The organism is Streptomyces javensis (assembly GCF_039525925.1).
Lineage (GTDB): Bacteria > Actinomycetota > Actinomycetes > Streptomycetales > Streptomycetaceae > Streptomyces > Streptomyces asiaticus.
In genome coordinates this window covers 24,432-38,147 of the sequence record NZ_BAAAIF010000017.1, presented here as the reverse complement: position 1 = coordinate 38,147, position 13,716 = coordinate 24,432, and the positions used below count along the sequence as shown (strand labels likewise).

Annotated in this window: 13 protein-coding genes; 12 read left to right on the top strand and 1 reads right to left on the bottom strand. The window is 70.9% G+C overall.

What is annotated here, in order from left to right:
• Positions 1 to 113: 113 nt before the first annotated feature.
• From ABD329_RS17635 to ABD329_RS17610, 6 genes are all read left to right on the top strand, one after another.
• Entirely contained in the window at positions 114 to 500 is a 387-nt protein-coding gene (locus ABD329_RS17635; RefSeq protein ID WP_198279090.1) for a nuclear transport factor 2 family protein, read from the top strand.
• The gene (locus tag ABD329_RS17630; RefSeq protein ID WP_198279089.1) at positions 497 to 874 is read left to right on the top strand and encodes a hypothetical protein; all 378 of its coding nucleotides are present in this window, start codon (positions 497 to 499) and stop codon (positions 872 to 874) included. The genes ABD329_RS17635 and ABD329_RS17630 overlap by 4 nt, the downstream gene beginning before the upstream one ends.
• Before the next feature lie 25 nt (positions 875 to 899).
• Entirely contained in the window at positions 900 to 1,220 is a 321-nt protein-coding gene (locus ABD329_RS17625; RefSeq protein WP_198279093.1) for an EthD domain-containing protein, read from the top strand.
• Positions 1,221 to 1,309: 89 nt separating this feature from the next.
• Positions 1,310 to 2,806, top strand: coding sequence for a class I adenylate-forming enzyme family protein (locus ABD329_RS17620; protein ID WP_198279088.1), 1,497 nt, complete (start codon positions 1,310 to 1,312; stop codon positions 2,804 to 2,806).
• Complete coding sequence (locus tag ABD329_RS17615; protein WP_198279087.1) at positions 2,803 to 3,843, top strand: MBL fold metallo-hydrolase; 1,041 nt, start codon at positions 2,803 to 2,805, stop codon at positions 3,841 to 3,843. Before ABD329_RS17620 ends, ABD329_RS17615 begins: the two co-directional genes overlap by 4 nt.
• Before the next feature lie 154 nt (positions 3,844 to 3,997).
• Positions 3,998 to 5,245 (top strand): SGNH/GDSL hydrolase family protein, encoded by a 1,248-nt coding sequence (locus tag ABD329_RS17610; protein ID WP_198279086.1) that lies wholly within the window; start codon positions 3,998 to 4,000, stop codon positions 5,243 to 5,245.
• Here ABD329_RS17610 and ABD329_RS17605 read toward each other — a convergent pair.
• The gene (locus ABD329_RS17605; protein WP_198279085.1) at positions 5,229 to 6,092 is read right to left on the bottom strand and encodes an AraC family transcriptional regulator; all 864 of its coding nucleotides are present in this window, start codon (positions 6,090 to 6,092) and stop codon (positions 5,229 to 5,231) included. The two genes, ABD329_RS17610 and ABD329_RS17605, sit on opposite strands and share 17 nt — an antisense overlap.
• A gap of 100 nt (positions 6,093 to 6,192) precedes the next feature.
• On the opposite strand from ABD329_RS17605, the gene ABD329_RS17600 reads away from it, so the two are divergent.
• From ABD329_RS17600 to ABD329_RS17575, 6 genes are all read left to right on the top strand, one after another.
• Positions 6,193 to 7,101 carry an MBL fold metallo-hydrolase gene (locus tag ABD329_RS17600; protein ID WP_198279084.1) on the top strand — a complete coding sequence of 303 codons (909 nt, stop codon included), beginning with the start codon at positions 6,193 to 6,195 and terminating at the stop codon, positions 7,099 to 7,101.
• A 48-nt stretch (positions 7,102 to 7,149) separates the two neighbouring features.
• Positions 7,150 to 7,863, top strand: coding sequence for a GntR family transcriptional regulator (locus ABD329_RS17595; RefSeq protein ID WP_198279083.1), 714 nt, complete (start codon positions 7,150 to 7,152; stop codon positions 7,861 to 7,863).
• Between the two features lie 136 nt (positions 7,864 to 7,999).
• The gene (locus ABD329_RS17590) at positions 8,000 to 8,452 is read left to right on the top strand and encodes an ATP-binding protein (RefSeq protein WP_306420154.1); all 453 of its coding nucleotides are present in this window, start codon (positions 8,000 to 8,002) and stop codon (positions 8,450 to 8,452) included.
• Positions 8,453 to 8,462: 10 nt separating this feature from the next.
• Positions 8,463 to 9,614, top strand: coding sequence for a pyridoxal phosphate-dependent aminotransferase (locus ABD329_RS17585; protein WP_344316607.1), 1,152 nt, complete (start codon positions 8,463 to 8,465; stop codon positions 9,612 to 9,614).
• A gap of 164 nt (positions 9,615 to 9,778) precedes the next feature.
• Positions 9,779 to 11,890, top strand: a complete 2,112-nt coding sequence (locus ABD329_RS17580) for a hydantoinase/oxoprolinase family protein (protein ID WP_198281692.1) — start codon at positions 9,779 to 9,781, stop codon at positions 11,888 to 11,890.
• Entirely contained in the window at positions 11,887 to 13,629 is a 1,743-nt protein-coding gene (locus tag ABD329_RS17575) for a hydantoinase B/oxoprolinase family protein (protein WP_198281691.1), read from the top strand. Before ABD329_RS17580 ends, ABD329_RS17575 begins: the two co-directional genes overlap by 4 nt.
• Positions 13,630 to 13,716: the final 87 nt, after the last annotated feature.

Below are 13,716 nucleotides of genomic sequence, written 5' to 3'. Positions count from 1 at the left end.
TTCCCCGGGATTAGCATCCACACTGAATTGAACTGAACTCAGGTTGATCCGGGGGTCCGCTGAGGCGGCCCCGGGTCCCGGGGCGCTCGGCCGCCGATCGAAAGGGCGCAGTCATGTCGTTGCGCACGTATATGGCCAGTATGGACAGCGACCGTCCGGAACGGACGCTGGACCTGCTCGAACCCGACTTCCGCTTCCTCATCGCCCTGCCGGGCAGTGAGGTCACCGGTGAGTCCAGGGAGGACTTCGCCGCCTACATCGCCGGCCGGAATCCCAAGGACCGGTCCCATGAGATCCTGCGCCACAGCCGGGACGGCGACGTCGAGACCGTGTACGGGGTGGTGACGGAGGGCGGGCGGTACACCGGCTCCTTCCTCTCGGCCGCGGTGATCTCGCCCGGCGGGCTCATCGCGCGCTACCAGTCCTTCTTCACCACCTCGTTCGAACTGGTCGACTGGGCCCGGCAGGGCGCCGAACAGGGCGACGGGAGCCGGGCATGACGGACACCCCGGCCGCGGCCCCGTTCCTCACCGCGTGGTTCGAGATCCTCGACGGCGACGAGCCGTCCCGTATCCTCGACCTGATCAGCGACGACTTCTCGCTCTCCATCCTGTTCTCCACCGGCGACGGCAACGCCACCGACTTCGCCGGTGACCGCGCCGCCCTGGTGGGCTATCTCGAACAGCGGGAGAAGGGCACCCGCACCCACCATCTGCTCTCGGCGACCACGCTCGGCCAGGACGAGCTCTTCCTGGGCGAGGTACGGCGCTCGGGTGTCCCCGAGGCCACCTTCGTCGCCGCCGGGCGGGTGAACGGCGAAGGCCGGCTTCAGCGCCTGCTGATCGGGCGCTCGTCCGAGATCCGCTTCACCTGACCTCGACCCCATGGAGAACACCGTCATGTACAACCTGGTCCTGCTGGCAGCCCGGCCTCCGGAGTGGACGCACGAGCAGTTCATCACCTGGTGGCGCGGCGACCACGCGGAGCTGACCTACCGCCTGCCCGGGCTGCGGGCCTGGCGCCACACCGACATCGACACCGCTCTGGAGCCGCGCTCCGAGGGCTGGGACGGGATCTCCGTGCTCAGCTTCGACTCCCCGGAGGACCTGAAGAAGGCCCTCGCGAGCCCCGAGTGGGCCGAGGCCGTCGCCCAGGTCGGCGACATGAAGGGCCGCCGGATCGCGGTCATGGGGCACGAGGCGGAGATGTTCGCCGCCTGAGGTTTCGGGCCGCCCGGCCCGGTCCAGCGGCAGGGCGAGCACCACAGAGTTCGGCAAACGGAGTTCGGCACAGCGCAACGAGGGGCAGGATGCGACAGGTAGCGCGGGAGTTCCAGCAGAAGGCGGTCGAAGCCGACTTCATCGCCGTGATCGACGACGCCGGCAGCCATACGGCCAGGGAGCTGCTCGACGAGGCCGTACGGCTGGCCGAGGCACTGTCCGCCGGGGAGTCGGTGGGCACCGTCCTGGTCCAGGCCGACAACTCATGGCGTACCGTCGCCGCCACGCTCGCCGTGGGCCTGCGGGGCGGGGTTCTCGCGGTGGTCAACCGGCACACCACACCCGTCGAGTTCGCCGCCGCATGGGAGGACATCCGGCCCGACGCGGTCATCGCCGAGCCCTCGGCGATGGACGAGTGGGCCGTCCACACCCGGCTCCCCGGCCCGGCTCGGACCGTCCTCGACGGCTGGACCTGCCGGTCCGCACCCCACGAGCGCGAGGTGGACCGGTGGTCGGGCGGCGTCCTCATCGGCCTGACCTCCGGCTCCACCGGGCGGCCCAAGGGCGTCGTACAGTCCGAGCGGGCCCTGCGGTACGCCGCCACGAGCACCATCGCCGCCAACGGCCTGGCGCCGGGTGACGCCATCGCCGCGATCGTGCCGCTGTCGTCCACGGCGGCGTACTGCTTCGGGGTCTATCTCTCCCTCGTGCTGCGCGGGCCGCTCGTCCTCACGGGCAAGTGGGACCGGGCGGTCGCACTGCGGCGGATGGCCGACGCGGGCGTCCGCTGGACCATGTGCGTACCGACCATGGCGTTGCAGATGGGCGCGGAAGCGGCCGGATCCGGCATCCTCCGGGGCGTCCGGTCGATCACCGTGGGCGGCGGGCCCATGGACCGTGGGGCGCTGGCCCGCGCCGAGCGGTCGCTGGGCACGAGGATCCTCCGCGTCTTCGGGATGTCCGAGTGCCTGGGCCACACCACGCCGAGCCCCGACGACCCCGAGGAGATCCGGCTCGGCAGGGACGGCCGCCCCTTCCCGGGTACGGACGTGCGCGCACTGACCGCCGAAGGGGAGGTGGCCGGTCCAGGGGTGGTCGGCCGGGCCCAGGTCCGCGGCCCTTCCCTCTTCCTCGGCTACGCCCGCGAGGGCAGAACCGATCCACCGGCGCTGACGGAGGACGGCTACCTGCCCACAGGCGACCTGCTGGTGGCTCACGAGGACGGCACCATCAGCATCATGGGCCGCGAGAAGGACATCATCATCCGGGGCGGCCGCAACATCGACATCACCGAGATAGAGCGCGCGGTCGCCAGTCACCCGCGCGTGGCCAGGGCCTGTGTCACGCCGGTCCCCGACGACGTCCTCGGCGAACGCGTGGCGCTGCTCGTCGTCGCCGAGGACGGTGGCGGCGTCGAACTGGCCGAGGTGACCGGCCATCTGGAGAGCGTGGGTCTGTCCAAGACCAAGTGGCCCGAGTACGTCTACGACGTCGAGGAACTGCCCCAGACGAAGGTCGGCAAGCTGGACCGGAGCGGGGCCCGGGACCTGGCCGTCAGGCTGCACACCCGCGAAGGAGGATCATGACAGCGCGGTTCGACCAGGCTCCATGGGCGACGGCCGGAATCCAGACCGTACAGCCCGGGGTGCACCGCGTGCCGCTGCCGCTGCCCAACGACGGCCTGCACGCCGTGAATGTCTACCTCCTGGAGGATCTGGACGACGACGGTGGCATCGTCATGATCGACGGGGGCTGGGCGATCCCCGAGGCGCGCAAGGCGCTCGAGGAGGCCCTGGCCGCCATCGACCGGGACCCCGGCGACATCAGCCACATCCTGGTCACCCATATCCACCGCGACCACTACACACAGGCGGTGGAGCTGCGCCGGCTGCTCGGCTCGCGCGTCTACCTCGGCGCGGGGGAGCGCCCGGGCCTGGAGATGCTCGACCGACTCCGCAGCGACCGGCCCGTGGGTTCGCTGCGGACCTTGCGCGCGGCGGGCGCCGGGGAACTGGCCGACCGCATCGAGACGATGGAGCACGGCGGCTACGACCCGAGTGTCTGGGAGGCCCCCGATCACTGGCTCGGCGCGGAGACGCTGCGCTTCGGCGAGCGCGAGCTGCGGGTCGTGCCCACTCCCGGACACACCAAGGGCCACGTGGTCTTCCTGGACGAACGGCGGAGGCTGGTGTTCTCCGGGGACCACGTCCTGCCGCACATCACCCCGTCCATCGGCTTCGAACTCGCCGAGCCCGGCGGCCACCCACTCGCCGACTACCTGGACTCGCTGCGGCTGATGACCCGCTACGCCGACGCCCGCCTGCTGCCCGCCCACGGACCGGTCGCCGACTCCACCCACACCCGGGTCGGCGAACTGCTCGCCCACCACGACGACCGGCTGGGCAGGAGTCTGGCCGCGCTGGGCGAGGACACGCTCGACGCCCACGCGGTGGCGCGAAAGCTCGCCTGGACACGCCGGGCGGTGCCGTTCGGGGAGTTGAGCGCCTTCAACCAGATGCTGGCGATCAACGAGACGGCCGCGCACCTGGATGTCCTCGTGCTGCGGGGCCGGGTGACGGTGGCCCGCGCCGACGGTGTGCATCGGTACACGCGGGTGCGCTGACGACACCGTACCTACGCCCATTGAATAGATCCGATGACAGTGAGGTAGCGAGCGGCTAATCCCCGGCAGTTTGGCGTTCTCTCTCGACAGTCGGACTGGAATTGCGTATCAATTCATCCGACCACTGAACCGTCGAGAGAAGGAAAGCCGCATCATGCAGAGACCGGGCTTATCCGCACGCGCCCTCGGCCTCCTGGCCGCGACCGCCGCCGCCCTCGGGGCCTTCGTGGCCACCGGAACCGAGTCCTACGCCGCCCAGTCCGCCGCCCAGCCCACGCCACCTCCCGCCCCGCGCTCCTCCGTCGTCACCTGGGCCTCCAGCGCGTACCCGGCGGGAACCGCCGCCCAGGACCTGACCTACCGGTTCGTCGTCCACACCAGCGTCGGCGGCCGGGACCTGCGCATCCGGCTCTCCAACGCCTACGGCGACCAGCCGGTGACCTTCGGCCACGCCTACGCCGGCGTACGCGATTCCGGGGCGGCGGTCGTGCCCGGGAGCAACGGACGGCTGACCTTCCGCGGCGCGTCGTCGGTGACCGTACCGGCGGGCGGCGTCGTCTACAGCGATCCGCTGCCGGGCCGCGTCCAGCCCCAGTCGGACCTCGCGATCAGCCTCTATGTGCGCAGCGCGGGCACCCTCGCGACCGGCCACAAGGGGGCCCGTGCGACCCAGTACGTCGCACCGGCCGGCGACCACGCCGCGGAGGAGGGCGCCGCCGCCTACTCGCAAGCGATCACCTCCTGGTACTACCTGGACGCCGCCGTCGTACGGCCCCCGCGCGGCACCGGCGCCGTCGTCGCCTTCGGCGACTCGATCACCGATGGCTCCGCCTCCACCCAGGACACCAACCGCCGCTGGCCGGACTTCCTCGCCGGACGGCTGCTCGCCGACCCCCGATCCCGGCTCAAGGGCGTCGCCAACGAAGGAATCTCCGGCAACAGGGTCCTCGCCGACGGCTCGGCCGAGAGCGCGCTGAAGCGACTCGACCGCGATGTGCTCTCCCAGGCCGGAGTGCGCACGACGATCCTGCTGGAGGGCATCAACGACATCAAGGCCACGCCGGGCCCCACCGCCGACGACCTCATCGCCGGCTACCGGGAGATCATCGCCAGGTCCCACGCGCGCGGCACCTGCGTGGTCGGGGCGACCGTCATGCCGTACGAGGGCTGGCGGGAGTACGAGGCCGTCGACGAGGCGGTCCGCCAACAGGTCAACGCCTTCATCCGCACCAGCGGCGAATTCGACGCGGTCGTCGATTTCGACAAGGCCGTCCGGGACCCCGCGGCGCCCACCCGGATGCTCCCCGCCTACGACGGCGGCGACCACCTCCACCCCAATGACACCGGTATGCGCGTGATGAGCGACGCCATCCCCCTTCGCGCCCTCAACTGCGACCGCTGACCGCCTGCCCCTCACCACCCCGGGCCGTGGCCTTGCGGTACCGGCCCGGGGTGGTACCGAACTCCCGCTGGAAGGCGTGGGAGAGTGCGTACGGGCTGCCGTAGCCGACCCGGCCGGCGATGGCGGCCAGGGTGTCCGAGGTGTCCCGGAGCAGGGTGGCGGTGAGAATGACGCGCCACCAGGTGAGGTACGCCATCGGGGGGCGCCCGACCAGGGTGGTGAACCGGCGCGCCAGGGTGGGGCGGGAGACGTTCACCTCCGCGGCCAGGCGCTCGATGGTCCACGGGGCGGCCGGATCCGAGTGCAGGGCCCGCAGCGCGGCGGCCGTCACCGGATCGCCCAGGACGCGGGGCCAGGCTCCGCTGGTGGCCTCGGCCATCCAGGAGCGGATCATGTAGACGAGGAGCAGGTCGAGCAGGTTCGGCAGCGCCACGCAGGAACCGGGCCGGGTCTCGTCCAGTTCACCGGCGAGCAGGTCGATCGCGGCGCGCAGCTCGAGGTGGCCGCCCACCCGGCTGGGCAGGTGGACGACCCGGGGCAGCTCCGCGAGAAGCGGGTGGATGCGGCTACAGTCGAGCCGGTACTGGCCGCAGAGGATCTCCGTATCGCCCGGGGAGTCGGCGAGCACATGGCCCGTGCCATGGGGGAGCAGCACCGCGTCACCCACGCCGAGGGACACCGGGTCACCGTCGTCGGGCAGCAGCCGGCAACCGCCCTTGAGCACCACATGGAAGCCCGCGCCCCCGAACGGATGAAGCCGCGTGCGTTCAACGCCGTCCATCCGCAACCGGTGGGACGAGGGGTGCCCCAGCCGCATGGCGGAGATCGCGTCGCTCACCACATCCACCCATGCAGGGTATCTTGCGTATGACGCATGAGACGGACGCGTATCCCAGTGAGCCGGATGCGCATTGAGAGGCTCTTGCGGCCTTCCTAGGGTCGAGTGCATGACGAACGAGAGTGTGCACCGCTTCGTGCTGGGCGATGTCGAGGTCATCCGGGTCGTGGAATGGCAGGGCCCGTTCGTGCCGGTCTCCGGCCTGGTCGCGGAGACCGCCGGCGAGGTGTGGAAGGACCATGAGGACTGGCTGGTGCCGGACCACTGGGAACCGGATACCGACCGGCTGGTGATCGCGTTGCAGACCTGGGTGCTGCGCAGCGGCGGGCGGACCGTCCTGGTCGACACCGGAGTGGGCAAGGGGCGCGAACGGCCGGGCTCGCCGCCGTTCCACCACTGGCAGGGCGATCTTCTCGGCTGCCTGGCGAAGGCGGGTGTCCGCCCGCGGGACGTCGACGTCGTCGTCAACACCCATCTGCACATCGACCATGTCGGCGGGAACACCGTCGAGGCGGACGGGGAGTGGATACCGGCGTTCCCCAATGCCCAGTACCTCATCCCGGCCGCCGACGACTTCCACTTCGGTCCGGACGGCGGATACGGCGACGGCTCGCAGGCGGACGGCCGCCTGATCTACGAGGACAGCGTCGCGCCCGTCCACCGGGCCGGACAGGCCGTGCGGTGGGACGGCCGCCACCGCATCGACGAGCACCTCACCCTGGAGTCCGCGCCCGGCCACACCCCCGGCTCGTCCGTGCTGCGGCTCGCCTCCGGCGGCGACCGGGCCGTCTTCGTCGGAGATCTGCTGCACAGCCCGGTGCAGATCCTCCAGCCCTGCTGCAACAGCAACGCCTGCCTGGACTCGGAACAAGCGGTGGCGAGCCGACTGCGCGTTCTCCACCGCGCGGCCGATCAAAGGGAGTTGCTCGTTCCTGCGCACTTCGCCGGTGCCACGGGCGCCGTGGAGGTCCGGCGGGGAGGCGGCGGGTTCACCTTGAACCCTCGACCGACTGGCTGAGATCTCCATGCGGGCGCTGTGAGATCGCAATTGCGCTAAGGTGGCAGCGTGAAGTACCTGCCGGCCATCCTCAGCGAAGATCATCCGAGCCTCAGCGCCACCGAGCGCGCATACGCCACCATCAAGCGCCAGATCATCGAGCTCGAACTGGAGCCTGGCGCCCATGTCACCAAGTCGACTCTCGCGCGCCGGGCCGGCGCCAGTACGATGCCCGCCCGGGAGGCCCTGACCCGGCTCCAGAGGGACGGTCTGGTGCAGGCGCTGCCCCGCTCGGGCTACCGCATCCTGCCGGTCACCCTCAAGGGAACCCGTGATCTCTGTGCCTTCCGCCGGCTGCTGGAGGTCGAGGCGGCGGGTCTCGCGGCGGAGATCGGCTGCCCCGAGCGCGATCTCGCCCGGATGGCGGAACTCCTGTCGGTCACGTACGAGACGGGGGATCCGGCCAGCCTCGACGCGTTCCTCCGCGCCAACCTCGAGTTCGACGCGATCATCGCCAACCGGTGCGGCAATGACATGCTGGCCCAGGCGGTCATCCGGGTCTTCGACGAGCTGGAGCGAGTCCTGCGGATCACGCTCAAGTCCCTGCCCTTCTCGGAGCCGGCCGCGCATGAGCGGCGGGAGATCCTCGAGGCCATCCGGGACCGTGACCCGGCCGCGGCCCGCGCGGCCATGGACGCCAGAACGCGAACCGCCCAGGAGCAGATCATCGACCAGCTCGTGTCCCACGCGTCGCTCGCCGAGGTCAGCATCAGCGTCACCTGATCCCAGGGACCGGGTTCCTTTTCGCGTTCCCCAGGGGTTGAAGTGGTTTTCCGGGCAGCTGTAAGATCTCAGTAGAGATATCTAAGATCCTAGATGGGGGGTGGAATTCCAGACTCCCGCCCACCGCCACATCGAGATGATCACTATGAACGCCACAGCGCTCTGCCGGACCGACCGGACATTCTCTCTGCCGCCTTCCGCCGCCGATGTGCCCGGGGTCCGGAGTGCCCTGGTGGAGACCCTCCTCGAGTGGGGAGTCCCCGAGGACGGTGAGCTGGTCCACACCGTCGGCCTCATCGCCTCGGAGCTGGTGACCAACGCCGTGAACCACGCCGGCGTGTTCACGCCGTGCATCGTCGTCACTCTCCGGATCGGCGAGGACGGAACGCTGGAACTCGGTGTCCGCGACAACTCGCGCGACGTTCCGAGGCCGACGGCCGCCTCGCCGGAGGCCACCCATGGCCGTGGAACGGCGATCGTCGACGCACTGCTCACCGAATTCGGCGGGGGTCTCACGGCCGAACGGCATCCCGATGGCAAGACCGTCTGGGCCCGGCTGCCCGGCCGCCCGGCGCACCAAGATCCGTGAAGGGAACCTGATGAAGCTGGAACGTCTGCCGGCTCTCGAACTCGCCGACCGTGCCCGGACGGTGCCGCCGAACCATGCGGCCATGGTCCCCTTCCGCGGTGTGCCGGTGCTGCCCATGCCGGAACACGTCGTGGAGGCGGTGCGGACCGCCGCGGGTGAGGTGTTCCCCCGGAGCAGCCGCGGTTCCGAAGAGCTCCGCCAGGCGATCGCTTCGCGGCTGGAGGCCGCGTACGGGCTCGCCGTGGACCCGGGGCGCGAACTGCTGATCACCCACGGCGCCCAGCACGGGATGAGCGTGGCGCTGAGAGCTCTGCTGTCCCCGGGCGACGACGTCGTGATCCCCGCTCCGAGCTATTTCTTCGAGGGCATGATCCGCCTGGCGGGAGCCCGGCCGGTGTACGTACCGTCCGACGAGAGCCGCGGCTGGGACCACGTCCCGGCGGCCGTCGAGGCCGCGATCACTCCGGCCACCCGGGCGCTGCTGATCTGCAACCCCAACAACCCGACCGGTTATGTGCCCAGCCGGGAGCGGCTTGGCCAGCTTCTGGACATCGCCGCGCGCCGCGGTCTGACCGTCTTCTCCGACGAGTCCTACGAGCGGTACGTATGGGACGGGCCCGGCTATGTGCCGCAAATGCTGCTGCGCGATCACCATCCGGACCTGGTCACCGTGACCAGCCTCAGCAAGAACTACGCCTTCACCAGCTGGCGGGTCGGCTATGTGCACGCCCCCGCCCACCTGCTGGAGCCGATACACCACGCCTTCGAATGGGACGCCATCAACGTCGGCGACGTGGCCCAGGCCGCGGCGTACGCCGTCATGACCGGCCCGCAACACTGGATCGAACAAGAGTTCGCCACCATGCGGGCCCGGCGTGACATTCTCCGCGGCGGACTGGAGGGCGCCGGCCTCGCTTCGGTCCGGCCCGACGCGGGCGTCTTCGTCTTCGTCGACTGCGCCCCACTCGGATGCCGTGGGCGACGGTTGGAGCGGCTGCTGCTGGATCACGGCATGACGGCCATCGCGGGGGACGCCTTCGCGGGGCCGGATACCCATGTCCGCATGGTGTACGGGGGATCCGCCGCCGACCTCGAGGAAGTGGGGCGGCGGCTGGGGGAGTTGAGGCGGGGGAGCGGGGCCCGCCTGTCTGTCGCGGAGTGACGGGAACGGAAGCCGACGCACGCGGTACGACGAGGTGCCGCGCAGGCAATGAAGAGATCCTACGTGCTCATTGCTGAGATCTCAGATCTGCCTTATGGTCATCGCAACTGCCGGAGGGGTGGCACGAGGGAGCCCCTCCAGGGCCGCCTTCCAAGGAGCCGAACATGCCAGGACCCGCTTTGACCGATGCCGACGGAAGCTGGCGCGTCGCCGCCGACATCGGTGGGACCTTCACCGATGTCATCGCCCTGGGCCCGGAGGGCCGGGTCGTCCCCGTGAAGGTCCTCTCCACACCGCCGGACTTCGGCAGCGGCGTCCTCGGCGGAACCCGGGCCGCGCTCTCCGCGGCGGACGCGCTCCCGCGCCAGGTCACGGCGATGCTGCACGCCACCACGGTGGCCACCAACGCCATCCTGGAGATGCGGGGAGCACGTACCGCCCTGGTGACCACGCGGGGATTCCGGGACGTACTGGAACTCGGGCGACTGCGCCGCCCCCTGCTGTACGACCTCTCCTGGCAGCGGCCGACCCCGCTCGTTCCCCGGCGCCACCGCTACGAGATCAACCAGCGCATCACCGCCGACGGCCACCTCGAACCCCCGGCGGACTCCGCCGAACTGGCCCGGGTGGCAGGCGAGATCCGGGCCGCGGGCATCGAGGCGGTGGCGGTGTGTCTGATCAACTCCTATGTCTGTCCCGAGGAGGAGCGCCGAGTCGCCGCCGAACTGCGCGCCCTCCTGCCCGGCACCTATGTGACCGCCTCCGTCGACATCACGCCTCAGATGCAGGAGTACGAGCGCACCAGCACCGCGGTCGTCAACAGCTATGTGGGCCCCCAGGTCCATGACTACGTCACGGCGCTCGGCGAGGGGCTGCGGGAAGCGGGCGTCTCGGCGCCCTTGATGATCATGCAGTCCAGCGGAGGCCTCCTCGACGCCCCCTCGGTGGTGGGGCGCCCGGTGCAGATCATCGAATCGGGGCCCGCCGCCGGCGTCATCGCCGTGCGGAAACTCTCCCAGCTCATGGGGATCGACTCGGTGGTCGCCTTCGACATGGGCGGCACCACGGCCAAGGCGTCCCTCATCGAGCACGGGGAACCGTTCGTCGCCGGTGACTACGAGGTCGGCGGGGGCATGAACATCACCCGTGGCATGGGCAAGGGGGCGGGATACGCGCTGCGCGTGCCCTCCATCGACATCGCCGAAGTGGGTGCGGGCGGGGGCAGCGTCATCTCCACCGACGTCGCCGGATCCCTGCGGGTCGGACCGGAGAGCGCCGGCTCCCGGCCCGGTCCCGCCTGCTACGGCAACGGAGGGACCAGCCCCACGCTGACCGATGCCAACGTGGCCCTGGGCTACCTCAGCTCGCAGGCCCTGGCGGGCGGGCGGGTGGCCATCAAACCGGACCTCGCCCGGCAGGCCATCGCCCCGGTGGCCCAGGACCTGGGCGTCGACATTCCGGCGGCCGCGCGCGGAGCCTACGAAGTCGCCGTGTCCAGCATGACCAAGGCCGTCAAGGCCGTCACCAGCGAACGCGGCCGCGATCCGCGGGACGCGGTCATGGTGGCCTTCGGCGGTGCCGGGCCCCTCTACGGCGCGGCCATCGCCCGGGAGCTCGGTATCGACACCGTCATCGTCCCCGTGCACACCGGGCTGTTCAGCAGTCTGGGGCTCCTCGTCGCCGACACCGAACGGCAGGCGGTGGTGCCCCACCGGGCGGACCTCGACGCCCTCGACCTGCTCGGCGCGGAGTTCGACCGCATGGCCAAGGAGGTCACCGAGGCCCTGCGGGAGGCAGCTCCCTCGGCACCCGCCGAGGTACAGCGGATCTTCGACATGCGCTACCGCGGTCAGCGATTCGAGCTGTCCGTCACCGTCCCCGACGGGACGCTGGACTCCGGCCTGATGGCCTCCGTACGGCAGCGGTTCCACACCGAGCACCACCGCACCTACGGCCGGGCCGGCACCGACGAGCTCGTGGAGATCGTCAACCTCCGCGTCCGCGGGCGGGTGCGCAACCCCGTCGGCGTCGAGCGACTCCTGAGCCTGCCGCCGTCGGCGCCCGGGGCCGAAACGACCCGGGAGTGCCGGTTCGACCGGACCGAGCCGACCCCGGTCATCCCCCGCGCCGCACTGTCACCGGAGCCCCGGCAAGGCCCCCTCGTCATCGAGGACATGGACTCCACCACCCTCGTACCGCCGGCGGCCACCGCCCACCGCGACCGCTTCAACAACATCGTCATCAGCTGGACCACTGTCCCGGAGGCAACCTCATGAGCCCGCGCCCGATCAGCGACGCCGCCACGTTCGAGGTCTACCGGAACGCGGTGACCGGACTCGCGGACGAAATGGCGATCACCATTCTGCGCACCGCGCACTCCCAGATCGTCGCCTCCAGCATGGACTTCTCGGCCGCGCTGTGCGACGCCTCGGGACGGGTGATCGCGCAGGCCAACACCTGTCCGGTGCACCTCGGCTCCATTCCCGAAGCCATGAGCGCCGTGCTCACGGCCTTCGGCGACTCCGTCCGCCCGGGCGACGTCTACCTGCTCAACGATCCCGACCTGGGCGGTATGCACCTGCCCGACATCTTCGCGATCGCCCCGGTGTTCACCGCCGGGACCGCCGGGCAGGAGCCGCTCGGCTACTCGGTCACCGTCGTCAACCACGTGGACGTGGGAGGCTGGGCCGCGGGATCCATGGCGGTGCAGTCCACCAGCATCTTCGCGGAGGGCGTGCAGATACCGCCGTCCCGGCTGTACGACGCGGGCACGCTCAACGAGACCTTCCTCGCACTCGTCCTCCGCAACGTACGCGAGCCGGAACTGCTCCGTGGCGACCTGGAAGCACAGCTCGCCGCCTGCCACGCGGGCGGGGAAGGGCTGAAGGAACTGGCCGAACGCCACGGCCCCGACGGGCTGGCCGCACTCAACGAGGAACTCCTCGCCTACTCCGAGACCCTGCTGCGCGCGGCGCTCGCCGAGGCACCCGACGGTGCCTACGCGTTCGAGGACTTCATCGACGACGACGGCATGGGCTCACCGCCCATCCCCTTCCGCGTCACCGTCACCATCACCGGGGACACCCTGCACGTGGACTTCACCGGGTCCTCCCCCCAGGTCGCCTCGGCCCTCAACGCCACCGAGTCCTTCACCCGGTCCGCCTCCTACGCGGCCATCCAGGGCGCCCTGGGGTCCGACATCCCGGCCAACAGCGGCTTCTACCGGCCCCTCACCTTCACGATCCCCGAGGCCTCCATCCTCAACGGCCGAAGGCCCGCGGCCCGCGGCGCCCGAGGCCTGGTCGCCTACCGCATCATCGACACCGTCCTCGGAGCGCTGGCTCCCGTCTTCCCCGACCGGGTCCCGGCCGCGGGCGACGGCGGCCCGGACTCCGTGGCCATCGGCATCACCGGGGAGAACGGGACCACCAACGTCCTGTGGGACATCCTGTGCGGGGCCTGGGGAGCCCGTCCCGATCGCGACGGTGTGGACGGCGTCAGCCCGCTCGGCGCCAACCTGGCCAACGTACCGGTGGAGGAACTCGAGCAGTCCGGCCATGTGCGCATCGACGGCTACGGCTATCTGCCCGACACCGGCGGCCCCGGCCGGTGGCGCGGCGGCCTGTCGACCTTCCGCGACATGACGGTTCTCGCCCCCGCGGTCTCGGTGCAGATCCGCTCCGACCGGCGCACCCACCTGCCCTACGGCCTCCAGGGCGGAGCCCAGGGCACGCCGTCGTCCAACATCCTCAACCCCGGCACCCCAGGGGAGCGGACACTCCCCGCCAAGGTCGTCCAGCTCCTCGCCGCTGGTGAACGCCACCGGCACGTCACCGCCGGCGGAGGTGGCCACGGGGACCCCTTCACCCGGGATCCCGACCGTGTCCTGCGAGACGTACTCGACGGGAAGGTCACCGCCTCCGGCGCGATCCGCGACTACGGGGTCGTCGTCACCCCCGACGGCGCGGTCGACACGGCGGCGACACGGCGACGGCGCGCCACCGGGCCCCGCTAGCACCGCCCCCGCCCCCGACGCACGCCCCTGCCCAACTCACCATCCTCGGACCCCGCTCACCGAGAGGACCCCGTCATGGCCGAGGTC